The 23,058-nt window shown below is 75.3% G+C and carries 17 protein-coding genes and 1 pseudogene; 1 reads left to right on the top strand and 17 read right to left on the bottom strand.

Annotation, left to right across the window (positions count from 1 at the left end):
* Nucleotides 1-2: 2 nt before the first annotated feature.
* A pseudogene (locus C7C46_RS13165) lies at nt 3-458 on the top strand (N-acetyltransferase family protein); the annotation flags it as partial.
* Between the two features lie 21 nt (nt 459-479).
* Here the strand turns inward: C7C46_RS13165 and C7C46_RS13160 are convergent.
* The 17 genes from C7C46_RS13160 to C7C46_RS13085 form a co-directional block, all read right to left on the bottom strand.
* Complete coding sequence (locus C7C46_RS13160; RefSeq protein WP_110669072.1) at nt 480-1,937, bottom strand: MFS transporter; 1,458 nt, start codon at nt 1,935-1,937, stop codon at nt 480-482.
* Nucleotides 1,938-2,539: 602 nt separating this feature from the next.
* On the bottom strand, nt 2,540-3,094 hold the full coding sequence (locus C7C46_RS13155) for a hypothetical protein (RefSeq protein ID WP_110669070.1): 555 nt from the start codon (nt 3,092-3,094) through the stop codon (nt 2,540-2,542).
* A gap of 51 nt (nt 3,095-3,145) precedes the next feature.
* Nucleotides 3,146-4,363, bottom strand: coding sequence for a serine hydrolase domain-containing protein (locus C7C46_RS13150; protein WP_181442330.1), 1,218 nt, complete (start codon nt 4,361-4,363; stop codon nt 3,146-3,148).
* 85 nt (nt 4,364-4,448) lie between these two features.
* On the bottom strand, nt 4,449-4,898 hold the full coding sequence (locus C7C46_RS13145) for a universal stress protein (RefSeq protein ID WP_110669068.1): 450 nt from the start codon (nt 4,896-4,898) through the stop codon (nt 4,449-4,451).
* A gap of 139 nt (nt 4,899-5,037) precedes the next feature.
* Nucleotides 5,038-5,829: an SDR family NAD(P)-dependent oxidoreductase gene (locus C7C46_RS13140; RefSeq protein ID WP_110669066.1), complete on the bottom strand. Its 792-nt coding sequence runs from the start codon at nt 5,827-5,829 to the stop codon at nt 5,038-5,040.
* Nucleotides 5,829-7,550 (bottom strand): tryptophan 2-C-methyltransferase, encoded by a 1,722-nt coding sequence (tsrT, locus tag C7C46_RS13135; protein ID WP_110669064.1) that lies wholly within the window; start codon nt 7,548-7,550, stop codon nt 5,829-5,831. Before tsrT ends, C7C46_RS13140 begins: the two co-directional genes overlap by 1 nt.
* A complete protein-coding gene (locus C7C46_RS13130) occupies nt 7,547-8,893 on the bottom strand; it encodes a TfuA-like protein (RefSeq protein WP_110669062.1) in 1,347 nt (448 codons plus the stop codon). The genes tsrT and C7C46_RS13130 overlap by 4 nt, the downstream gene beginning before the upstream one ends.
* Nucleotides 8,890-10,089, bottom strand: coding sequence for a YcaO-like family protein (locus C7C46_RS13125; RefSeq protein WP_110669060.1), 1,200 nt, complete (start codon nt 10,087-10,089; stop codon nt 8,890-8,892). The genes C7C46_RS13130 and C7C46_RS13125 overlap by 4 nt, the downstream gene beginning before the upstream one ends.
* A complete protein-coding gene (locus C7C46_RS13120; protein WP_110669058.1) occupies nt 10,089-10,592 on the bottom strand; it encodes a pyridoxamine 5'-phosphate oxidase family protein in 504 nt (167 codons plus the stop codon). The genes C7C46_RS13125 and C7C46_RS13120 overlap by 1 nt, the downstream gene beginning before the upstream one ends.
* Nucleotides 10,589-12,991, bottom strand: coding sequence for a lantibiotic dehydratase (locus C7C46_RS13115; RefSeq protein ID WP_110669056.1), 2,403 nt, complete (start codon nt 12,989-12,991; stop codon nt 10,589-10,591). Before C7C46_RS13115 ends, C7C46_RS13120 begins: the two co-directional genes overlap by 4 nt.
* Entirely contained in the window at nt 12,979-14,205 is a 1,227-nt protein-coding gene (locus C7C46_RS13110; RefSeq protein ID WP_110669054.1) for a cytochrome P450, read from the bottom strand. The genes C7C46_RS13115 and C7C46_RS13110 overlap by 13 nt, the downstream gene beginning before the upstream one ends.
* Nucleotides 14,202-15,497, bottom strand: coding sequence for a class I adenylate-forming enzyme family protein (locus C7C46_RS13105; RefSeq protein WP_110669052.1), 1,296 nt, complete (start codon nt 15,495-15,497; stop codon nt 14,202-14,204). The genes C7C46_RS13110 and C7C46_RS13105 overlap by 4 nt, the downstream gene beginning before the upstream one ends.
* The gene (locus tag C7C46_RS13100; RefSeq protein ID WP_110669050.1) at nt 15,473-16,831 is read right to left on the bottom strand and encodes a cytochrome P450 family protein; all 1,359 of its coding nucleotides are present in this window, start codon (nt 16,829-16,831) and stop codon (nt 15,473-15,475) included. Before C7C46_RS13100 ends, C7C46_RS13105 begins: the two co-directional genes overlap by 25 nt.
* Nucleotides 16,809-18,728 (bottom strand): TOMM precursor leader peptide-binding protein, encoded by a 1,920-nt coding sequence (locus C7C46_RS13095; protein WP_146259077.1) that lies wholly within the window; start codon nt 18,726-18,728, stop codon nt 16,809-16,811. Before C7C46_RS13095 ends, C7C46_RS13100 begins: the two co-directional genes overlap by 23 nt.
* Nucleotides 18,725-20,356 (bottom strand): hypothetical protein, encoded by a 1,632-nt coding sequence (locus tag C7C46_RS34300; RefSeq protein ID WP_146259076.1) that lies wholly within the window; start codon nt 20,354-20,356, stop codon nt 18,725-18,727. Before C7C46_RS34300 ends, C7C46_RS13095 begins: the two co-directional genes overlap by 4 nt.
* A complete protein-coding gene (locus tag C7C46_RS13090; RefSeq protein WP_110669046.1) occupies nt 20,353-21,954 on the bottom strand; it encodes a nitroreductase family protein in 1,602 nt (533 codons plus the stop codon). The genes C7C46_RS34300 and C7C46_RS13090 overlap by 4 nt, the downstream gene beginning before the upstream one ends.
* Nucleotides 21,951-23,057, bottom strand: a complete 1,107-nt coding sequence (locus C7C46_RS13085) for a thiopeptide-type bacteriocin biosynthesis protein (protein ID WP_110669044.1) — start codon at nt 23,055-23,057, stop codon at nt 21,951-21,953. The genes C7C46_RS13090 and C7C46_RS13085 overlap by 4 nt, the downstream gene beginning before the upstream one ends.
* Nucleotide 23,058: the final 1 nt, after the last annotated feature.

Below are 23,058 nucleotides of genomic sequence, written 5' to 3'. Positions count from 1 at the left end.
GCATGCTGATCAGGGAAGCCGATGGCGAGGACTGGCCCGCCATCTGGCCCTTCTTCCACCACATCGTCGCCGCAGGCGAGACCTTCACCTATCCGATCGATCTCACTGCGGACGAGGCGCGTGCCTGGTGGCTCCTGCCGGCCCCGAACCGTACGGTCCTCGCTGTCGACGACGCCGGAACGGTCCTGGGCACGGCGAAAATGAACAACAACCACATGGGCAACGGTTCGCACATCGCGAGCGCCAGCTACATGGTCGATCCGGCCCACGCCGGACGCGGCGTGGGCCGGGCACTGTGTGAGTACACGCTGGAGTGGGCACGCGCGGCGGGCTTCCGGGCGATGCAGTTCAACGCCGTCGTTGAGACGAACGTGCCTGCGGTAAAGCTGAATCGGTCACTGGGCTTCGAGGTGCTGGGCACTCTGCCGGAGGGCTTCCGGCACCCGGTGGAGGGCTTCCCGCACTCCCCTCGGCCGGGGTCAGTCCTCCACCAGGCTCAGTGGCGCGGCCAGCGACTCCAGGCTGCGGCGCTCGGCCTGTACACCGATCGCCGCCTCGACCAGGCCGGCCGCCGCCATCAGGCCCGCCCCGATGCAGAACGCGAGCGTGGTGTCGGCCGGCTTCCCGCTGCTCACCAGGCTGTTGAAGAGCAGCGGTCCGGTGATGCCGCCGAGCGCCGTGCCCACCGCGTAGAAGAAGGCGATGCACAGCGCCCTGGTCTCCAGCGGGAAGATCTCACTGACCGTCAGGTAGGCGGCGCTGGCGCCCGCGGAGGCCAGGAAGAGCACGGCCGTCCAGCACGCGGTCATCGTCACCGCGGACAGATCGCCGCGCTGGAAGAGATAGGCGGTGCCGAACAGCAGGATCCCCGAGCCCAGGTAGCTGCCGGCGATCATCGGCTTGCGGCCGACCGAGTCGAACAGGCCGCCCAGCAGCAGCGGGCCCAGGAAGTTGCCGATCGCGATCACTACGAAGTAGTAACCGGTCTGCCCGGTCGGCACGTTGAAGAAGGTGGTGAGGATGACCGCGTAACCGAAGGTGACCGAGTTGTACAGGAACGCCTGCCCGATGAAGAGTGACAGGCCGAGGATCGTGCGGCGCGGGTAGCGGCTGGTGACGGTGCGTGCGATCGTCACGAACCCGAGCGACGCGCGGGGCCGGATCGTGATCGGTTCGCCCTCCGGCTCCGGCAGCGGGGCCCCGGTCTGCTCCGCCACCGTCGCTTCGGCCTCGCGGACAATTTCCTCCGCCTCGTCGGCCCGGCCGTGGGTGAAGAGCCAGCGCGGGCTCTCCGGCACGTGCCGGCGCACCAGCAGGATGACCAGGCCCAGGACCACGCCGATCCCGAAGGCCAGCCGCCAGCCCAGGTCGGTGGCGAACAGCGAGGTGTTCAGCAGCGCGATCGAGGCGAACGCGCCGACGGCCGCGCCGATCCAGAAGCTGCCGTTGATCACCAGGTCGACCCGGCCGCGCACCCGGGCCGGGATCAGTTCGTCGATCGCGGAGTTGATCGCCGCGTACTCGCCGCCGATGCCGAACCCGGTGAAGAAGCGGCAGAGGAAGAAGAACCAGGCGGTCCAGGACAGCGCGGTCACCGCGGTCGCCGCCAGGTAGACGGCCAGCGTCAGCATGAACAGTCGCTTGCGGCCCAGCCGGTCGGTCAGCCAGCCGAAGAAGAGCGCCCCGCTGCACGCCCCCGCCACGTAGATGGCGGCCGCCAAGGTGGTCACCTGCGAGGTGCTGATCGCGATCCCGCTGCCGTGCTCGGCCAGTCGGCTCGCCATGTTGCCAACGATCGTCACCTCCAGACCGTCCAGGATCCACACCGTGCCCAGCCCGATGACGATCCGCCAATGCCAGCGGGACCAGGGCAACCGGTCCAGCCGGGCCGGCACGTTGGTGCGGACCAGCGCCTGGTCGCCACCTGGTGATGTCATCTGTCTCTCCGTCCTCACGGCGCACCCCGACAACGGGCCCGGACACGCCGCCGACCCGCCGGGTGCGCGTCTGCCCCTGGGCAGCGGACGAAAACCCGGCGGGTTTCGCCGGTGCGAGGTGGCGCCAGCGGTGGACATGCTCTCGCAGTGGCGGGCGTCGGCGTTGCGCCGGCGCAGGTAGCGGTGCAGGTCGCGGGTGTGGACGGTGTGGGAAGCAGGCCGAGGTGGCGTCGAGCCTTGTCGCAGCTTGCCGCCGGCAGTCCGGGTGCTGCCGGGATCGGAGCCGCAGGGAAGCAGTTCAGTAGTTGTAGGCGATCAGCGAGCGGGTGACGGGTTGGTCCGGTGGTCGCGCGGTCCCGCGGCCACCGCGCGATCGGATGAGCGCGTACTCCTCACCCGGCCGTGAGGGCCGGGCAGTCAGTCGACGGACTGCCCTACCGCCACAGGTCAGCTCCGTCACGCCCACTGGGGTCCATCGTAAGGAGATCCTCATGCAGACCCGAGAGGACTCGCCCGGTCGGAGAGAGGTCGTCTCCGATCTCCATCACCCTCCAGCCCGCATGCACGGCCGAGTTCAGATCGGTTCCGGTGTCCTCGGCGACTCAGGCGCTGATCGGCATGCCGCTCAGCCGCCGGACGTCGGCAGTCAGCCGCTGCGTCGTGGTCCGCATCACGAGCGGATCCACCACGATCGGCGTGCCGTATCGCTTGATCAGCGCGCGTGCCCGGGCGTGCGGCCTGGACAACGGCCAGGAGACCGGCAGCGGCGGGAGCACCACGCCGGGCCGGGGGACGAAGGCCAGCACCTGCCGATGGGACTTCGGCGAACGCGTCACCAGCCGCACCGCACTCAGATCCGACCACGGCACCCTCGCGTGGCCGTGAACGGTGAGGCCGGCGGTGTCCAGGCGCAACCACCAGCCGGCCCTGCGCCTGCGTACCAGCGCCACCAGCCCGAGCACCCCCAGCACCGCGAACAGCCCGAGGGTGACACCGTCGAAGACGAACTGGATCGCCTGCGTCGGCCGGAGGACGCGGAAGGCCGCGTGGACCCCGCCGGCCGCCGCCAGCGGGACGGCGAACGCGAGCGGCAGACCGTTGGAGGGGCGCAGTTCCACCGGGGACGAGTCCACCCCGGGCAGGCCGATCGGTTGCATACGCGCAACCTACCGGCCCTGGCGACCTGGCCGCCAGACACGAGGCGGTAGCTACGACAGCGGGTGGTCCGGCACCAGGTCGGTCGAGATCTGCTTCGCGATCGTCTCGGCCGTGTTGCCGTCCGGCGTGTGGCAGCCCTTGGTGGTGGCCACGGCGATGGCGAGGCGCTGGGCCGGGTAGTACGCCTCCACGGCGGCGTAGCCGGAGAAGGACGGGTTCTGCACCACCCAGTCGTTGGCGACCAGCAGGCCCAGTCCGTAGTGGCGCGCCGGGGTGTTGAAGTCGGGCAGGCACGCGGTGGGCGGGCAGTCGGGGGTGGGGCCGCCGAGGCCGACGGTGCCCGGGTCGAGCTGGGTGCGGAAGCTGCTGGGCGAGAGCAGTTCACCGCTGCCGATGGCCTCTGCCGAGCGGGCGAGGTCGCAGATGTGGGTGGTGATCACGGCGCCGGGGCCGGTGGTCCAGGACGGGTTCCAGAACGTCGACTCCTCGTACGTCCCCCGCTCGGAGGTGAACGCGTGCAGCACCGGGGTGGGGATGTCCGGGGTGAAGCTGTTGCGGGTGTCGTGCAGGCCGAGCGGGTCGGTGACGTGCTGCGCCAGCAGTTGGTCGAGCGGGGTGTGGGTGATCCGCTCCAGGGCGGCGCCCAGCAGTACGAAGTTGGCGTGCGAGTAGCTCCAGTTGGTGCCCGGCTCGTACCAGAGGTGCTCGGGGTCGGCGATCTTGAGCAGGTCCTCGGGCGACCAGTGGCGGAACGGCTCGGCCTCCAGTTGGGCCAGGAACACCGGGTCGGTCACGTAGTCGTGGATGCCGGAGGTGGCGTCGCCGAGCATCCGCAGGGTGATCCGGTCCCCGTGCGGCAGCTCGGGCAGCCAGGTGTTCACCGGGTCGTCGAGCCCGACCACGCCCTGCTCGACCAGTTGGAGCAGCGTGACCGTCATGAACGGGAAGACCACCGAGCCCGCGCGGAAGTGCATGCCCGGCTCGGCCGGCACCCCGGTCATCGACTCGCCGAAGGCATCGGTCACCAGCTCGTGGCCGTCCACGGTGACCCGCACCAGGACGGAGTTCAGGTCCAGGTCCTGCTTCGCCCGCTGCACCGTCTCCAGCACCTGGCGCCCCGGGCCCTCGGCCGGCCGCGGCGAGCGGACGCACGGCTGCCCGTCACGCAACGCCGGGGCCGGGGCGGCGCCGACCGCGGTGCCCGGAAGGGTGGCGGCGGTGAACAGGGCGGTGGCGGCGCAGAGCAGCGCGGTCCGGGTTCGTGTCATGCCGCATGATGAGCACACGAACAGCACGGGCTAACGCGCGACACCCAGCAGGTAAGCCGTTCGGGCGCACCCTTCTTACGCGCAGTCAGCTCGTGCCCGGCCACACCAGCAGCACCGCACACGGCGCGTGGTCCACCACGAACCGTGCGGCCGGGCCCAGGCTGTGCGGGCCGGGGTGAGCCCGGTCGCCGTCGCGGGCCAGCACCAGCAGTTCGGCATCGGCTGCCGCCGCGATCACCTCCCGCTCGACCCGGCCGGACCGCTCGACCCGGGTGCAGGGGCGGTCCAGCCGCGCCGCCGCGGCGGCCAGCAGTTCCTGACCGGAGCCGGTGGCCAGGTCCGCCAGCCGGGCGCCGGGGTCCCGCTCGCGGTGCCCGCGGCCGAGCAGTCCGGCGAACGCCCCGTGCGCGACGCCGGGCACCTCCTGCCCGCTCACGTGCAGCAGCACGATCCCGGCGCCCGGTGGCGTGTGCTCGCGGGCGGCGTCCACGCAGGCGGGCCAGGTGCCCTCGTTGACCCACACAACGACTGACACGACGTCACCCCTTGACTTGCCGTCACTCTCCGACACGGCGTCACCCTACTGGCTTCGTACGGCTTTCGTACGGCTCGACGGCGTTGGCGCGGTCTTCGAGGAGGCCTGCACCGCCGAGGGCGCGGGGTGGAGCACCGCCTCAGGAGTTGATCAGCGCGGTCAGCGGGTCGTCCGGGGCGAAGCCGGCCAGTCGCAGCGTGCGGGCCGGGCCGGCCACCCGGTCCGGCAGCCGGTCCAGGTCGTCCACCCCGGCGTGCACGAACCGGCCGGCCAGCTGGTCCAGTTCGCCCGCGGCCAGCCGGAGCACGGCACCGGTGATCCGCTCCACCGGCGTCCAGTCGGTCCGGTCCGCGCAGATCGCCATCCCCCGGGTCAGCTCGGTGCGCACCATGCCCGGACTCACCTCGAACAGCAGCACCCCGTGCCGGCGCAGCGGCTCGGCCAGCATCCCGGTCAGGCCGAGCAGCGCCAGCTTGGAGGCGCCGTAGGCCGAGTAGTGCGGCTCGGGCCGCAGGGCCAGCACCGAGTTGACGCCCACCACCCGCCCGCCGCCGGCCGCCACCATGCCGGGCAGCACGGCCCGGCAGAGGTTGACCGTGCCGCGCACGTTGGTCCGGTAGGTGTGCCACCACTGCTCCTCGTCCGCCTCCCAGAACGGCCGCTCGTCCCGGTCGACCGTGCCGGCGTTGTTCACCAGCAGGTCCACCGGACCGAACCGCCCGACCGCGGCCCGCACCTGCTCCGGATCGGTGACGTCGGCGGGCAGTTCGACCACCGGGTGGCCGAACCGGTCGCAGGCCCGGGCGGTGGCGGCCAGCGGTCCGGGCCGGCGGCCCAGCAGCGCGACCGCCCAGCCCGCCCCGGCCAGCGCCACCGCGATCGCGCTGCCGATGCCGGTGCCCGCGCCGGTGACCAGCGCCCGGCCGGGCATCAGGCGGCCCCGACCCGGGCCACGATGCCGGCCTCCCGGGCCTCGCGCAGGATCGCCTCGCGGTCGCGCCAGTGCGCCCAGAACGCCCCGGTGTAGCCGAGCACGGTCAAGCTGGTGAGGAACGGGTTGTCGGCGTAGTTGTTGTCGTGCTCGCTGTCGCCCAGCGCCGTGGGCAGCATCACCCGGTAGTGGTCGGCCGGGTCGATCAGGCTCCACAGCAGGTCGACCGTGCGGTACCAGCGTCCGGTCGGCGAGTCGACCGTGCCCGGGTCCTCGGTCAGCTCCGGCGAGAAGTAGCAGACCAGCCGGAACTCCCCGCGCTCGTCGAACATGAACTGCCGCTCGTACTCCACCGGGCCCGAGCACATCGCCAGCGGCTTGAGCACGATCGGGCCGGTGGCGGTGTTCGACTGCAGGCCGGGCAGGGTGCGCACGCCGGCGCACTGCTCGGCCATCGCGATGCCCATCGGGATGTACGGGAACAGCCGCAGGCCCAGCGAGAAGGCGGTGACCGTGGCGTCCAGCGCCATGAAGGCCGAGACGCACTCGCGCACCGTCGCCTCGGTCTCCCCGGGCATCCCGAGCAGCGCCTCGACCATGGTGAGCATGCCGTTGGCGTGGCACAGCCGGACCAGCCGCTCGGTGTCGGCGAAGGTGTAGTAGGTGGTGCCCTTCTCGGTGGTCTTCCAGCCCCGCAGCAGGTCGGCCCGCACGTGGTCGGTCCCGACGTTGACCCCGGCGCACCCCGCCTCGGCCAGCAGCCCGGCCAACTCCTCGTCGAACGGGGACGGTTGGCAGTAGACCCAGAGCCGCAGCTGGTGCAGCGGACTGAACCGGCTGGCCCGCTTGCGCCGGACGATCTCGCGCAGCACGTTCTTGCTGTGTCCGATGGCCAGGTTGAACTCGCTGTCGGTGGTGTGCTGGTCGAAGATTCCGTGGGCGGCCAGCGACTGCATCTCGTCCACCACCGCCGCCACGTCCCGGCGGGCGAACCTGATCCCCTTGGCGTCCGGCTCCACGCAGTGCGAGCACCGGTAGGTGCAGCCGCTCTTGGTGAGGATCCCGGCCATCCCGCCGCGCCGGTAGTAGGCCAGGTTGTCCACCTTGAACGGGGTGCCGGTGCGCCGCAGGTAGGTGCCCTCCCGATCCACCTGCCAGACCCGCGGCTCGTGCGCGCCGGTGCCGGGCAGGGCCGGCGGGCGGGTGCCCACGGTGAGCGCGGGCGGCGGCACCCGGGTGACGCCGGCGGGGGTGTTGCGGATCAGCCCGGCCACCGTGCCCGGGTCCCGGCCGCAGGCCAGCGCGTCCGCCAGCTCGCACAGGATCTCCTCGCCCGGGCCCTTCACCCCGTACTCCAGGCCCAGGTAGTCCACCAGCGCGAACGGCATGGTGGAGAAGCCGATCCCGCCGCCGACGATCGGGGCACCGGTCAGCCGGCGGAGCTCGCCCACGATCTCCTTGTGCTCACCGACGAACGGGCGCTGCTCGAAGGCGTACACGGTGTCGGTGTTGCGGATGGTCACCCCGACCAGCAGCGGGCTCCGGTCGGCGAAGTACTCCCGCAGGTGGGTGCGCCAGTCGTCCCGGTGGAAGGTCAGGTCGACCACCTCCACCGCGAAGCCGGTCCGCTCCAGCGCCGTGCCCAGCACGTCCAGCGCGTACGGTGCGATCGGCGGGTGCACCTTGTTCGGGTTGACCAGCGTGATCAGGCCCCGGTTCATGACGGCTCCCCTTCGGCGGCGGCGAAGCTGACCGCCGCGAGTTGCGGTTCCGGCAGTCGGCCGGACCGGCCGAGCAACAGGAAGTACTGGCCCAGCTCGTGCAGTTGGCCAAGGCCCGTGAGCCCGCGGTCCCAGCAGGCGGTGACCAGGTCGGCGCACTGCCAGCGGGCGGCGAAGAACTCCTCCACCAGGTCGGTGCGGACGTGCTCGACCTGGAACTCCGGGTGCCTGGCCCGGCGGGCCGCGTTCAGTGCGGCCGCGGCCGCGGCGCAGCTGCGGGCCATGCGCAGCAGCGGCCCGGCGGCCAGGAGCGGCTCGGGCAGCCGGTGGCCGGTGCGCACCCCGGGCGCGGTGCGGAAGGACCGCACCAGGGCGGTGAGCGCCAGCTCGCGGCCGGGCAGCTCGGCCAGTTCCCGCTCGGTGAGCCAGGCCCGCATCCCGCTCCCCGGCTCGTCGCCGGCGCCCAGCAGGCCCGCGGCCCGGGCCGCCGCGAGGGCTCCCGCCTCGCCGCCGCCGATCCGGGCCAGTGCCTGATGGCGGTTCAGCTGCGGGTAAGCCGGCAGGAACAGCTGGAGGAAGCCGAGGGTGTGGAAGTCGCTCACCGGGTCGGTGGCGGAGTGCTCGAACCGCCAGTCGGCCAGGTAGACGGTGTCCAGGGTGGCCGGGCGGGGCCCGGGGGCCGCCGCGGGAGCGGCCTCCCGGCGCAGCGCCCGCAGCGCGGTCTCGGCGTCCAGGCGCTTCACGTCGGCGTCCGCGGGGCGCACCGCCAGGTGGGCGCGGACCCGGGCGGCCGCCGCCGCCAGGTCGGTCTGCCCGGTGATCCGCCACAGGTTGCGCCAACTGCGCTGCGGGAACGGCAGCTCGGCCAGTGCGGCAAGCAGCCCGGCCTGCTCGGCGGCGTTCAGCACGCCAGCCTCGACTGCCCGGCCCAGCCCGTAGCGCACCGAGACCAGGGCGTCGGAGAGCTGGCGGTAGCCGTCCTCCTCGCCCAGGTGGGCCACTGCCACCTCGTCGTCGGCGGTCACCGTGCCGTCGGCGTACCAGCGGAACACCTGGCCCAGCCCGAGCATCCCGAACCGGTGCAGCTCGGCCGCGCGCAGCGCGCCCATGCTGCTCGCGCCGGCCACCCGGACGCCCTCGTGCACCAGGTGCAGGATCTCCTTGTGCCGCACCGCGGGGGCCTGTTGGAACAGCCCGTCCACGATCAGCACGGTGTCCCCGGCGGCCACCGGCAGCCGCAGCAGGTCGCCGTGCTGCACCGGCGGGTGCAGCACGGCGCCGGGCAGTAGCTCGGCCACCCGGTCCGGGCCGATGGTCGGCCCGGCGAACACGTGCGTGGTCATCGGCCCTCCTCGGGCAGTTGGCGGAGCGGGCGCGGGCACTCGTCGCCGACGCCGAAGCGCAGGCCGGGGGCGATCACCCGGACCACCGCGAGCTCCTCCCCGGGGGCGGTCAGCGGCACGCTCAGCACCGGTCGGCCGGTCCGGGCCCGCACCAGCTCGGCGCAGTGCAGCAGTTCAGTGTCGACCGCGGCCCGCCCGGCGGGCTCGATCCGCCGCACCGCCTGCGCCCAACTGCCCTGCGTGTCCGGGGGTGTGACGGGCTGCGCGGCGTCCCAGCGGTGGCCGCGGTAGAGGCCGCCGCGCACGTCGTCGCGGGTGCCGTTGATCACCGTGAGCCGGCTCTGCGCGGCCTCGGTGATCGCCCGGGAGAGCGCCACCGCCGGGTCGGTGTGGCAGCCGGAGCCCGAGTAGACGGTCGGGTCCTCCGGGGACCACAGGTAGGCGACGTAGCAGGGGAAGTGCGGGTCGCGGGTGTTGTCCACCAGCTCCAGCCAGGCCCCGGCCCGGTCGATCCGGTCGATCAGCTCGGCGCAGCCGGGGTCGGTGACGCTGTGCGGCTCGATGTGCCGGCGCCGGTCCACCGGGCGCTCCCGCAGGTCGGCGGTGCTGTCCCGCTCGACCAGTTCGAACAGCGCGTGCAGGGCCGCCTCCTCGACACAGTTCCCGCTGGCCAGGCCGTTGCTGGAGACCCGCAGCAGCGGCGGCGACCAGTCCGGGGCGGCCAGCGAGGAGATCGCCACGCAGGGCCGGGGCACCCAGCTGGTGGCCGCCTGGCCGATCACCTCGGCCGGCAGCCACGGCAGCGGGGTGTGCTCGGTCAGCAGGCTGCCCGCGGCCCGCTGCAGGCCGGCGAAGTCGTAGGGCAGGGCGAGTTCGGCAGCCGGCGCGGTGACCGCGGGGCCGGCGTGCGGCAGGTTCTCGGCGTACCAGAGCTCGATCGCCTCCATGCTCGCGGAGACCTTCGCGGCGGTGTGGGTGGCGCCCTTGCCCTGACTGACGCTCAGCGTGGCGGCCAGCGGGCGGACCGCGACCCAGGTCGGGATGCCCAGTACGTCCAGTCCGGTGACGTCGGCCACCCGGCTGATCCCGCACCGCTCGAACTGACGCTGCGCCAACTGCCAGGTCCGCTCCGGCGCCCGGGTCCGCTGGGTGCCGGTGAAGTACCTTTTGGTGAGGTCCTGTTGGGCCGTGGCCATCAGGCGACCTGCTCGGCGACGGCCGGCAGCCCGGCCTCGGCCAGGGAGAGCGAACCGTCGGCGGCGAAGCTGAACCGGCGGGAGCGGAACATGTCGTCCGAAGTCCATTGCCGCACCACCTCGGCCCGCACCGCGCAGATCGCCATCCCGTGCTGCCGGGCGGTCACCAGGTCGTAGCTGCCGGCCGCGCCGCCCGCGTACTTGGCGTCGAACAGCGCGCCGATCTCCGCGAGTTCGGCCTCGTCGGTGACCTCGGCGGCGGTGCCGTCCAGGATCACCACCTCCTGTGCGCTGCTCAGGTGCACCGAGGCCCGGGCGTTGCCCCGCAGGTTGCGCGCCTTGACGCTGCCCCCGACGGTGGAGAAGACCAGGCTGTCGCGCCACCACACGCCCCAGACGGGGACGGTGTGCGGGCGGCCGTCCGCGCGAACGGTGCAGACCCAGTAGTCGGCGGCCTCGGCCAGCGCGGCGCGGATCGGGACGAAAGCTGCTTCGGCGGTCATGGGGTCCTCCAGTGGGTCTCGATCACGTACTCGACGGTGTGCTGGTCGTCGGGGAGAGTCAGGGGGTCGGGCAGCGGCTCGGTGAAGGTGAGGATCTCGCCCGGGGCGGTCGGGTGCGGGCGGCCCAACGGCTGGGCCAGGTCCAGGTAGGCGGGCTTGCGGTCGGCGGCGCCGGTGCGGGCGCGGGCCTGCTCGACCCGCTGGTCCGCGGCGCCCCGGCGCAGTACCTGCCAGGGGTCGGGCAGCGTGGTCCGGCGCAGGAAGGAGCGGCGCGGCACCCCGGTCCGCCCACTCCAACGCAGCCAGCCCATGGTGTCGTCCTCGGCGGGCAGGTCCTCCCCCGGCACCTTCCAGGTCCGGCGGCAGAGCACCAGCCGACCCAGCGTCAGGCGCGGGTAGTGGCGCACCCCGCCGGCTGCGGCGCTCGCGTCCACCAGGTCCCACAGCGCCAGCGTGCTGCCCTGCGAAGGGCCGAGCCGGGTGAGGAAGCGGTACAGCGCGGGGGCCAGCGCGGGCAGGGTGGCGTTGTGCGGCACGGGCAGCAGGGTGCGGCCCGGGTGGGCGGCGCTGGTGGCGGCCAGCCGGCCGGTCCCGGTCAGCCCCAGGGTGACGGTGGCCAGGTCCACCCGGGCGTCGGGCTCGCACTCCAGCGCACTGCCGGGCCAGGCGAGCGCGGCGGGCAGCAGCAGGGGGTGCTCGTTGGCGGTGGCACCGAACTGGACGGCGAGGTCGGCCGGGACGGTACCGGCCGGCACCGTTTGCGCCACCTCGCGGCGCAGCAGGAGCAGTTCGGGGCCGGACAGGGCCCCGGCCAGCCGGGCCGGGAAGCGGCCGAAGCCGAGTGCCGCACCGTTCAGGACCAGCTGCTCGCCGGCCCACTGGACCGGCCAGGAGACGTTGGTCCACGGCGCCACCTCGGCGGGCAGCGCGGCGGCGAGGTCCTCCAGCAGGGCCGGGGGCACCGCGGCGCTGTGCGGCTCGGCGGCCAGTGCGCGCAGCGCCTGTACCAACTCCTGGCGCAGCCGCAGCACCTGGCGCAGCACCGGGTCGGCGGCCTCGGCGATCAGCCGGTCCGACTCCTGGCGCCCCTCGGCCAGGTACCAGCGCAATCCCGCCAGCAGCGTGATCCGCCCGTTGCCGAACCGCGCCCGGAAGGCCAGCGCGGTGGCCAGTTGGAACGGCAGGTCGGCCCCGAGCAGCGGGGCGAAGCGCTGCACCCGGGCCAGGTCTGCCAGCAGCTCCGGGTCGAACCGCGGCCCCTCGGGCGGGGCGACCGCGACCAGGTCCTCGGTCACCAACTGCCGGTCCGCGGCGGGCTCGGGCTGCCCGCAGGCGGCGGCCAGCCGGCGCAGTCCGGCGTGGGCCCGGGCCGCCGCCACCGGCGCGGGGGGAGCGGCGGTCTCGATCTCCTGCAGTTCCGACAGCGCCGAGCGCAGCTCGCCCGGTCCCACCGCCTGGGCCGCGCCGGCCAGCCGCCCCGGGCCCCAACCGGGCAGCTGCGGGCCGGCCTCCAGCAGGCCGGTCCGCAGCAGGGCGGCCAGCGCGGGCGGCAGCGTCCCGTCCGGGGCGAGCGAAGCGAGCGCGACGGGGGTGCGCAGGCCGGCCAGCAGGGTGGCCAGCTGCTCGGTGCACCGGGCGCTGCGCACCCCGTCCGGGGCGAGCCAGCCGACCCGGCCCTGCTCCAGCGTCGCGCTCGGGTTGACGGTCAGCAGCACCCGGTCCGGCGGCAGCACCGCGAGCCCCGGGCCGCCGGCCCAGGCCCGCACCCAGTCCACCGCCCGCCGGTCCACCCGCACCAGCGCCGCGGCGGGCCGGGCGGCGGCGCCGGGCAGCAGCAGCGTGGAGTCGGCGAACCGGGCGAACGGGCTCGGCTTGGTCGCCGCGCGCTGGGCCAGCCGAAGCACCGTCAGCGCCCGCCGCCGGGTGCGCGCCGTGCCGGGCACCGGGGCGTCCGCCAGCGCGGCCGCGACCAGCCTGGGCACCGACAGCTCCACCGAGGCTGCGAAGTCCGGCTCTTTCAGCAGTGCGTGCAGGGTCCGGCCGGTCGCCTCGTCCAGCGCCGCCGCGCACCGCTCCAGCCGCGCCCGCCCGGCAGTGCGCTCCGCCACGGCGGCCTGATACTCCGTCAGGTCGAGTGCCTCGCAGGCCACCGCGCGTCCGTTGAAGGCGTCCCGGCGCATCCGCAGCAGCTCGCGGCGCAACTGCGGTACCGCCGCGGGCACCAGCGCGGCGATCCGGTCCGCGACCGCCTCTCCGGCCCGCCGACACCGCTCCTCGGCAGCGGCCAACCGCTCGGCCGCGTCCCAGAGTTCGGCGCCGTCCAGCTCGCGCAGCCGCGCCACCGGCACCCGGCAGCGGCGGCGCACCACCACTGTGCCCAACTGGATCAAGAGCGCCACGTCGCCTTCAACGGCAGCGCCCCCAGGCCCCGGTGCAGGAAGTGCGGGCTCCACTGCGGGTCCCCGGCCGGTTCGAGCCCCGCCCAGCGCTCGGCCGCCGCGGTGAGCAGCACGGTTCCCTCCAGCCGGGCCAGGTGCGCGCCCAGGCAGACGTGCCGCCCCTCGCCGAAGGCCACCCCGGCGAACTGCCCGGGCGCCGCACCGGACTCCAGCAGCTCGTGGTTGGCCGCGCCCAGCATGATCTGAACCCGGTCCCCCTGCGCGATCAACCGTCCCGCCACCCGCACGTCCGCCAGCGCCACCCGCGCGGTGAAGGTCAGCGGCGACTCGCCCAGCAGCACCTGGTCCACCACCTCGCCGGCCGTCTGCGGCCGTTCGGCGAGCTGCTCCAGCAGACCGTCCTGGCCGGACAGCCGCAGCAGCAGTGCGCCGAGCATGTTGCGCGAGGTGTCGTGCCCGGCCAGGTAGAGGCTGAACACGGTGGCCACCGTCTCCACCCGGCTGAGCAGGGCCTGCTCGGCGGTGGCCGCCAGCACCGAGCCGGCCGGCAGCCGGTCGGGGGCGGCCAGCCACTGGTCCACCAGCGCGAACAGCTGCTCCAGGCCGCCGACCGCGCCGGCCACCGCCTGCGGTCCGGCCGCTCCGGTGCTCAGGCCTCCGCCGGTGCTGATCAGCCGGCACAGCCGGGAGACCTGGTCGCGGTCCGCGGGCGGGACTCCGACCAGGTCGCCGACCACCGAGACCGGCAGTCGGGCGCCGAGCGCCGCGACCCCGTCGAACTCGGCCGCACCGGCCAGCTCGTCCAGCAGCTCGTGCACCGTCGCGGTAATCCGCTCGGTGCGGGCCCGCACCGACCTGGGGGCGAAGACCGGGGAGAGGATCCGGCGCAGCCGCTCGTGGTGCGAGCCCTCCGCCTCCAGCAGCAGGCTGCGGACGAACTCACCGTACCGACCGCCCTCGCCCCAGGTGGCGTCGCCGCCCCCGGGGCCGGGCATCCGGAACCGCTGGTCGCGCAGCACCTCGCGGGCGGCGGCGTAGCCGACCACCAGCCAGGTCCTGCCCGGCTCGCTCCACTGCACCGGGCCGCGCGCGTGCAGCCTGCGGTAGAGCGCCGCCGGGCTGCGCAGCAGCGCGGCGGTCACCTTCTGCTCCGCCGCGGTGGTCGACTTCTGCTCCGCAGGGGTGTTCACCTTCTGCTCCGCCGTGGGGTTCAACGCAGCACCTTCCCGCGCTCGTTGTAGGCGACCGCCTCGGCCGCCGCGACGGTCACCCGGTACGGGACCACCGGCTGCGCCAGCGCGCCGCAGGCCGCCCGGACCGCCTCCTCGGTGGTCTCGCCGACCGCGGTGACCAGGACCCGGTCGGCCGGACCGGTGCGGTCCACCGCCACCGCTGCGTCCAGCACCCCGGGCAGCGCCCGCACCGCCGCGGCCACCGCGTTCGGGTAGACGCTGACCCCGTCCACCTTGATCAGGTCGTCACCGCGGCCGTCCAGCACGTAGCCGGTGCCGGACGGGTCCAGGTGGGCCAGGTCCCCGGTGCTGACCGCACCGCCGGCGCCGCGCAGCAGCCGGCCGTCGCTCGCCGCGAACCGGGTGTCCGGCCCCCTGGTCCACAGGGTGCCGACCCCGTCCCGGCCGGTGTCGGCCAGCCAGACGGGCTTGCCCGGCAGCGGGCTGCCCACGTGGCCGTCCTCGCGGACTTCCCGACCCACCGTCAGCAGGCCGGTCTCGGTAGAGCCGAGCATGGTCAGGAACGAGCAGCCGGTGAACCCGGCGGCGATCCGCTCGGCGCGGGCCACGGTCAGGCCGCCGCCGGCCGGCACCAGGGTGGTCCGGGCGAAGTCGCCGCCGGCCGCGGCCCGGGCGCCGAGCGCGGCCAGCACCGGCGCGGCCAGGCAGACCGCGGCACGTCCGGCCAGCTCACGGGCCGCCAGGTCCCAGCGGTGCGGCGCGAAGACCAGCAGGTCACGGGCGAGCAGCAGGGCCGGGACCACGGTCATGTAGAACGCGGCGGCGAAGTCCATTGCCGAACAGGCCGCGAAGACCTCGGCGTCGGCGTACTCGGGCATCCCCGCCGCGTACAGCCGCGCCGCCTGCGGCAGCCCGGCCGGATCGCCGAACAGCAGCCGGGGCTCACCGGTACTGCCCGAACTCGCGGTGGCGTAGGTCGCCGCGGTGACGCCGGGTGGCGGCGCGCACTCGGCGCCGGCCCGCCAGAGCACCTCGCCGACCGGCTCACCGGTGCCCCAGCGGCCCGGGTCGCCCAGCACCCAGCGCGGCGCGGGCTCGGCCAGACCCACCGCGAGCAGGCCGATCACCGAGCGCACCGAGCCGTCGGCCGGGACCACCCAGCCGTGCGGGGCCGGCGGCAGCGAGGCCGCCACCGCCCTGGCCCGGCCGAGCAACTCCGGCCAGCCGTAACGGCCGTGCTCGGTCACCAGACCGGTGCGGGCCCGTGCCAGCCGGTCGGCGGCCTCACTCAGCCACGGTCGTGATTCGCCCATGTCACCCACTCCCGAATGGTCTGCGGCAGATCGGTCGGTTCGGGCCGCGGACGGCCCATTTCCTCCAGCACCGCGGCGGCCACCACCCGTTCGACCGAGCTGAGCGGCCGGTCCAGGTCGTGCTCGGCGAGTGCCTCGGTCAGCGCCTCGGTCAGGTCGCCGGGCAGGCCGGCGGCGGGCGTCCCGGCCGGCGGCGGGCTCGGCGGCGGGCCGAGCGGCAGCCGGCGCGGCATGTCGAAGCGCAGGTGGCGCACCCGCTCCACCTCGGCGTCCTGGAGCACCCAGTCGGGCGCCAGCCGGTGCAGCGCGCCGAACAGCTCCAGCGCCTGGTGCCGGGCCAGCCGGGCGCCCAGGCACCGGTAGGCTCCCCAGCCGAAGGAGAGCACCGCCCGCCCGGCGACCGGCTCGCCCGACTCGGCCGGCCGGTTGGCCTCGGCGATCCGCACCGAGACCACCTGGCCGGCCTCGAACCGGAAGCCGTCCAGCTCGACCGGCTCCCGGACCAGGCGTTCGAGCGTCTTCAACGGCGGTTCGGCGCGCAGTGCCTGATCGATCGCCGCCTCGCGCCGGGCCGGGTCGGCGAGCGCGCCCGCGCTGCCCAGCAGTCGGGCCGCGGTGTTGCCCAGCATCCCGGCCACCGTCTCCAGCGAGGCCTGGATCAGCATCACGATGTTGGCCTCGACGTCCGGCTCGGGCAGCTCGCCGATCCCCTCGCGCTGCCACTGGCCGAGCACGCTGCCGGCCGGGGCGGCGGCTCGGGCGGCGGCGACCGCCGAGCGGATCTCGCACAGGGCCGCGTGGCCGTCGCGCACCGCCTGCGCGGGGTCGGCCAGCCTGGCCGCGTAGGCCACCAGGGCGAGTTGCTGGCTGAGCTTGTGCAGCCGCCGGTACTCGGCCGGCGGCAGCCCGATCAGCCGGGCGCCGGTGTCCACCGCGTAGCGGAAGGCCAGCTGCGTCATGAACTCGCAACCGCCCCTGGCCACCGCCTCGCTGACGGCCCGTTCGGCCAGCAGTCGCAGGTCCGGCAGCAGCGCGTCCACCGCGTCGGCGGTGAAGAAGCGGCCGAAGCCGCGGCGCAGCTCGGCGTGCCGGGCCGGGGCGGCCTGCAGCATGATCCGCTCCGCGAAGGCGGCCAGCTCGGCGGCCGGCGCCCGCACCTCGGGCGGCAGCCGGGCCGCCAGGGCGGCCATCACCGGCGCGGACTCGACCACGCCGAGCCGCTCGTCGGCGAGCAGGCGCACCGCCACCGAACGGTCGGTCACGGTCCAGCCGAGGCCGCCCGGCAGCGCGGTGACGCCGGGCAGCGGGGTCTCAAGGGAAGGGGTGGGGCTCATGCCGGACCTCTCTCGTCGGTTCCTCGGCCGTGCCGCCGTTGCGCAGCCGGAACGCCCGCACGGTCGGTGCGCTCGGCAGCCGGCGGTGCAGGTGCCCGAAGGTCATCGGGGCGGTCCCGGGCACCACCGCCTTGACGCAGCGCAGGCCCAGCCGGTGCAGCTCGATCGTGGTGTGGTCGACCACCAGCACCTCGCGGCCGGCCCGCTCGGCGGCCGCGAGCATCGCCGCCAGGTCCGCCGCCACGTCGCCGCGCGGGGTGAGCAGGCCGGCCACCGGCGCCTCCACGGGCTGCGGCGCGGCGTCGGAGCCCAGTAGGAAGGCGAACCGCTCGCGGGCCCGCGGCAGCGCGGCGACCAGCGCGTGGTCGGCCATCACCCGCACCCGGTCCGGCTCCTCGTAGGCCCGCTCCAGCTCGCGCCGGTCCCGCTCCCGGTAGGTGACCGAGATGGCCGGTGCGGCGGCGGCCATCTCCTGCACCGCGCCGAGCAGCGCGGCCCGCACGGTCAGCGCGCAGCCGGCTGTGCAGAGGGTGGCCGGTTCGGCCGGGTCCTCGGAGGTGGCCAGCAGCACCACGACCGGCACCCCGAACTCGCCCACCGCCCGGAAGGCGCGCAGCTCGCGCCGGGTGTGGTGGCGCAGCATCCGCAGCGCCGCGGCCAGCCGGGGATCGGCCGGGGCGGCCAGGTCCAGTTCGGGCAGCGGGGTCTCGGAGTACCAGGCGCACAGGAACGCGTCCCGCTCGGCCACCTCCAGCAGGGCGGCCAGCAGCGCCTCCTCGACGCCGGCGCCCAGCGCGCAGCCGTTGGAGTTCTCGTAGACGAAGGCCGGGCCGGTGTCGGGGCGCTGGGTCGCGCCGTAGTAGGCCACGTGGAAGGGCAGCAGCACCTCCTGGCCGGTGCGCACCGCGTGCGCCCGGGCCCAGCCGGTCGGGGTCTGCGGGGTGAACGGGGCGTACTCGAAGCCCGGGGTCGCGTACGCCTGCGGCAGGTGCAGGCCCAGCGAGCGCGGGTCCACCGCCCGCTCCAGCTCCTCGAAGGCGGCCGTGCGCACCGGGTCGCGACCGCCGCAGTGCCAGCCCGCGTACCGCTCCAGGCCCTCCAGCACCGCGCCGGTGCGGGCGGTGGCGTAGTCCTCCGCCCGGCCGATGGCGATCTCGGCGAAGCCCCAGGCGGTCGGCACGTCGGCCTGCACGGCGGGCAGCGCGGCGTTGCCCGCCAGCGCGGGTGCGGTGGCCAGCCCGGACCACGGGTCCAGGTACTCCCGCTCCAACCGCTCGGCGAAGACCTGGACCCCGAACCGTCGGGTCTGCCCGACCCCCAGGGCCGGCAGCGGCCGGTCCAGCTCGGGCAGCGGCGGTGGGATCGGGACCCGGGCCGCCGTGCAGTGCGCCGAGCGGCACAGCGCGTGCGCCAGCACCGGGTGCCAGTCGCCGCCCGCCCCGCCGGCGTCCAGCACGTATGCGGCACCCCGGCTCAGCGGGGTGGTGCCCGCGGCCAGCGCGGCCAGCTCCGCCTCGAGCACCGCGGCCAGCGTGCCCAGGGCCGTGCCGGGCCACGGGAACGGCCCGCTGCGCGGCGCCAGCGGCAGCAGCCGCGCGCCGCGCACCGCACGTTCCGGCCGGTCGATGGCGCGCACCCGCAGGTCCAGGCAGCCCGGGCAGCCGGGCTCCCCCGGCAGCACCAGCGGGCCCAGCACCAGCCGTCCGCGCACCCCGCGCACCGTCAGCAGTGGGGCGCCGACCGGGGCGAACTCGGTGTGGTCGGTGTCCCAGCCCAGGTCCACCAGAACCCCGGGGCGGTCGGCGGGCAGCCGGTCCCGGTCCTCGGCCAGGGCCGCACCGGCCACCGCCCGCAGCAGCCGCAACTCGGCGCCGGCCGGCGCGGGCGGCGCCGTCACAGCGCCACCCCGACCAGGTGGGCGGCGACCAGCGGCGGCAGCACGACCGGGCGCGGGCTGCAGCCGAGCGCGTCGAGCAGCCCGGCCAGCACGGCCGGCTCCGGGTGCCGGGCCGCCGCGGCCGGCACCGGCGCGGCCTCCCCGGGCAGTTGGGCGGCGCCGAGCGCGGCCAGCAGGGCGCGCTGCTGCGCGTGTTCGGCGTCCAGGCCGGTGCGCGGCGGGTGCCCGGGCACGGTGGCCCGCCACAGGCCGCTCGGATGCCGCTCCAGCAGGACCGGCGGCAGCGTCCCGGCCAACGCGGCCCAGCGGTCCCGGTCCGCCGCGCCCGCCTCGGGCCCGGCCGCCGACCAGCCCGCGCCGATCTCGCGGTCGGCCCGGCGCAGCAGCGCCCGCCCCACCGCCTCGGCCCGGTCGGTCCCCACCTCCACCAGGTCGTCCGGACCCGCCACGGCGGAGCGCACGGCCAGCAGCACCGCCTCGTGCCGCGCGTCGGCCATCGTCTCGGCCGCCAGCAGCTGTCCGGCGCCGCCGGGCGCCGGTTCCTGACGGTCCGGCACGCTGCTCTCCAGTCGGACCACCGTCAGCGGCAGCTGCGGGTAGCCGCCCGGAGCACAGCTGACCAGCGGGCCGAAGCAACGGGCCGCGAAGACCTGGTCGGGGAACCGGCCGGCCCGGGGGGCCGGCGGCGGGTCGCCGCGGTGCACCTGGTCGGCCGGGCAGCCGGGGTCCGGGTCGACGGTGGTGCGCCAGATGCTCAGCCGGGTCAGGTCGACCACCACCCCCTCGCCCAGCCGGTCCAGTGCGCCGGTCGCGGCGTGCTGGAACAGCTCCTGGGCCAGCACCGCGGCCGCCACCGCCACCTGGGTGTGCCCGAGCCCCGGCACGGGCGCCAGCCCGACGGCGGAGTGCACCAGGCGGCGCCAGGCGCAGCGCAGGCAGGCGGTGCCCGAGCCGGGCAGCTGGCCCTTGAGCAGCATCGCCTGGCCGCGCACCAGGGCCAGCCAGGCCCCGTGCCCCGCCGCGGCGGCGCCGTCGGCCAGCGCGAAGGCCTGCTCGGTCTGTTCCGAGCCGAAGACGCCGACCACGGCGCGGCCCTGCGGCGCGGCGCCGGCGGTCAGCCGCAGCGGGCGCCCGCGGGCCGCGTACTCCTCGGCCAACTCACGCAGCCGCTGGTCCGGTTCGGCCTCCAGCAGGGCCAGGTCGGTGAACCCGGTCTCGGCCAGCGCGGCCGCCAGCGCGGTGGCCCGGGCCGGATCGCCGGCCACCGCCACCGGCGTGTCCGCCACCCGGCGCAGCGCGGCCCGGGCGTCTGGGCTCTGGTGGCGCAGGAACTCCAGTTGCTGCGGGAAGGGCTCCCCGTCCGGCTCGGCCGGCTCCCGGCGCAGCACCTGACGCGACTCCAGGGCGCCGATCAGCTTGCGCACGTAGTCGAGCTGGTCGGGGCGCAGCGCGGCGAACAGCCGGTCCGGCTGCACGCCCTGGTCCAGCAGCGGGGCCAACTGCTGCACCCAGGCCGCCGCGTTCGGTCCGCGCAGGGTGAAGGAGCCCGCGGTGGTGCGGATCCAGACCCCGTCGCGGACCGGCATGTAGTAGGCGTCCGCCCGCAGTCGCAGCACCGTCTCGGTCACGCCGGCTCCCCCGTTCCGTTGGTCGCGCTCTCCAGGTACAGTCCGCGCCGGTACCGCCCGATCCCCACCAGCAGCAGCGAGGTCAGCCCGCGCGCCGCCAGGCCGAGCGGGCCGTCCAGCTCGGCGCTGACGAAGCCGAGCACCGGGTGCGCGGAGCAGCCGTCCCGGCCGGCGGCGACCGCCAGCCGCTGGGCCAGCACGCCCGCGAGCAGGTGCTGGGTCCGATAGGCGACCGGCCCGTTCACCCCGCGCTGCGGTTCGGCGTCTCCCACCAGTACGGCGATCAGCGGGAGCTGACGGAAGTTCATGTAGGAGCCGAACAGGCTGCGCTGGACCAGCTCGCCGAAGCCGCCGGCCGCCAACTCGACCAGGGTGCCGTCCCGGCGCGGCAGGTAGGCGCCCGGCGCCAGCCCGGTGACCGCGCCCGCCAGCAGCAGGCAGCGCGGATGGGCCAGTCCGGCCGCCGCGCCGGGCAGGTCGCAGTCCAGCGGCGCACCCGCCTGCGCCACCCACTCGGCCACCTGCGCCGCGCTCACCGGCGAACCGCGGAACTGCTCGCCCAGCGCGGTGCGGCCCAGCGCGTCGGCCACCGTGAGTGGCCCGGCGCTCGGTGCGGGCAGCACGCCGGCCGACCCGGCGGTCGCGCCGGCCGGCTCCACCGGCGCCAGCTCCACCGGCTCGCCGGGGCGGGCGGCGCGCAGGCAGGCCGCGTGCATCCGGGGCGCGGTGGCCGCCGGGTCCAACTCCTTGCCGCCGAGGTGGCGCAGGCCCGGGTCCACCGCCGGCGCGGGCCCGGCGGCCGAGCCGTCCGGCGTCGCGCCGGGCCCGATGTCGAGCACCACCGGTGCGGCCTCCACGGCCGCGTCCAGGCCGAGCTGGGCGAGCAGCAGCGGCTCGTCCACCCCGAAGGCCACCGTGCAGGCGCGGCCCCACTGCCGGGCCACCAGCGCGAACTGCCCGACCACCGCGCCGGTGTCCATCGCACCCAGCCGGTAGGAGAAGTCGCCGTACTTGAAGTGGTTCTTCCACAGCGGCACGGTGAGCACCAGCCGCACCCCGCCGTCCGCGCGCCCGATGCCCAGCGGCGGGCGCCCGGTCGCCAGCGGCACCAGCGCGTGCCGGGTCCCGTCGTAGTGGTAGACCCCGGCCGGCAGGCCCGGATCGCCCTGACCCACCGTCAGGTAGCACTCGGCGGGGAAGGTCACCCCGCCCGAGGGCACCGCCCGGCGCAGCTGGTAGTGCGGGTCGCGGTGGACCGGCAGCGGCTCCTCGGGGCTGCTCTTGGCGATCCCCTCGGGGTACCACCGCACCCCCGAGACGCCGTAGCCGGCGTACAGCAGCGCGCCGAGCCAGTCGGTCAGCCCGCGCGCCGCCACGAGGTCCGCCTCGGCGCTCCCGCCGCGCAGCAGCGGCCGGGGCAGCGGCGGCAGGTCGATCCGGGGCAGGTCCTGGTACCAGCGGAACGGGCTGGGCACGCTGCGCCAGTCGATCGACCAGTTGTCCGGGTAGATCTCCTGGTAACTGCCGCGCAGCCGGTGCACGAAGGCGTCCACCCCGGCGGCGTCCAGCGCCGGGGCCGCAACTGCCGTGCCGGTCATCCGGCGACCTCCGCCTGCGGCCGCACCGAGCGGATCAGCTCGGCCGCGTCCAGCTCGTACTCCTCCTCGAACGCCCGCGCCACCAGGTAGAAGAGCGTGTAGCGGTCGGCGAGCTGGAAGCCCAGCCGGAACAGGTGCCAGTTGGTGTAGGCCTGGGCCAGCCGGGAGGCGAGGAACCGGCGGTCCTCGCGGATCATCCCCTGGTAGTACTGGTTGTCCGCGATCGCCCGGTGGATCCCGGCCACCGGCGGCTCGGGCAGGTCGGCGAGCCAGGGCACCTCCGGGCGCCGGTACAGCCCGTCCGGCGAGGCGGTGATCTTGGCGGCCTCGCTGGTGCGCGGCGTCGCGTAGAGGTAGAACCGGTCCTCGTCGAAGCCCTGCTGGATGGCGGGCAGGTAGTCGCGCAGGGTGCCGGTCCAGCGCGCGGCCATCGGCGGCAGCTCCGCCAGGTCCCCGTCCGGGTCCCGCATCGCCTCGACCAGCGCCCGCAGCCTGGGGCGCAACAGCTCCCGGTTGGCCTCCCAGCGCTGCGCGTGCTTGGCCCGGGTGCCCTCCGGGTCCCGGATCAGCAGCATGTAGCCCTCGAAGGTGGCCAGGTAGGACAGGTAGCCGGCCTTGAAGCCGTGCTTGCCCACGCTCGGCGGCAGCCGGCTGGCCAGCAGCGCGCCGCTGGCCACCAGCAGGTCGAAGGTCATCGCCATCCGCAGCGCCCGGTCGCCCCGGGTCGCGGTGATCGCCTCCAGCGCCAGCGGGGTGGTCTCGGTCCAGAACCGCTCGGCCAGCGGCAGCCCCGCCGGGCCGCCGAGCCAGTCGTGCTCGCGGTTGTAGGGCCGGTGCTCGAACAGCCCCTCGCGCATGGCCGGGGCGACCTCCTCGCCGATCCGGGCGGCCAGCCGCCGGCTCACCGAGGGGCTGTCGGTGTCGAAGCGCAGCCGCAGGTACGGCCGGCCGTCGAAGCTCTCCCGCAGGTAGAACCAGCTGCGGGTCTCGCCGTTGGCCACCGACTGGTCCAGGGTCGGCGCTGCCACGTCGAGCAGCACCTCCTCCTGCACCGACCACGGCACGTTGATGGTCAGGTCCCGCTGGGGGCCGGCAGTCGACATC

The sequence above is a fragment of the Streptomyces tateyamensis genome (genome assembly GCF_003205575.1).
Taxonomy (GTDB): Bacteria; Actinomycetota; Actinomycetes; order Streptomycetales; family Streptomycetaceae; genus Kitasatospora; species Kitasatospora tateyamensis.
This window is presented reverse-complemented; position numbering and strand designations above follow the sequence as displayed.

Bases quoted from the DNA above. Each gene is read 5' to 3' on its own strand.
- C7C46_RS13120 (WP_110669058.1), bottom strand. From the start codon at position 10,592: ATGACCGCCGAAGCAGCTTTCGTCCCGATCCGCGCCGCGCTGGCCGAG.
- tsrT (WP_110669064.1), bottom strand. From the start codon at position 7,550: ATGAACCGGGGCCTGATCACGCTGGTCAACCCGAACAAGGTGCACCCG.
- C7C46_RS13125 (WP_110669060.1), bottom strand. From the start codon at position 10,089: ATGGCCACGGCCCAACAGGACCTCACCAAAAGGTACTTCACCGGCACC.
- C7C46_RS13100 (WP_110669050.1), bottom strand. From the start codon at position 16,831: ATGAGCCCCACCCCTTCCCTTGAGACCCCGCTGCCCGGCGTCACCGCG.
- C7C46_RS13140 (WP_110669066.1), bottom strand. From the start codon at position 5,829: ATGCCCGGCCGGGCGCTGGTCACCGGCGCGGGCACCGGCATCGGCAGC.
- C7C46_RS13130 (WP_110669062.1), bottom strand. From the start codon at position 8,893: ATGACCACGCACGTGTTCGCCGGGCCGACCATCGGCCCGGACCGGGTG.
- C7C46_RS13105 (WP_110669052.1), bottom strand. From the start codon at position 15,497: ATGGGCGAATCACGACCGTGGCTGAGTGAGGCCGCCGACCGGCTGGCA.
- C7C46_RS13090 (WP_110669046.1), bottom strand. From the start codon at position 21,954: ATGACCGGCACGGCAGTTGCGGCCCCGGCGCTGGACGCCGCCGGGGTG.
- C7C46_RS13150 (WP_181442330.1), bottom strand. From the start codon at position 4,363: ATGACACGAACCCGGACCGCGCTGCTCTGCGCCGCCACCGCCCTGTTC.
- C7C46_RS13160 (WP_110669072.1), bottom strand. From the start codon at position 1,937: ATGACATCACCAGGTGGCGACCAGGCGCTGGTCCGCACCAACGTGCCG.
- C7C46_RS13085 (WP_110669044.1), bottom strand. From the start codon at position 23,057: ATGTCGACTGCCGGCCCCCAGCGGGACCTGACCATCAACGTGCCGTGG.
- C7C46_RS13155 (WP_110669070.1), bottom strand. From the start codon at position 3,094: ATGCAACCGATCGGCCTGCCCGGGGTGGACTCGTCCCCGGTGGAACTG.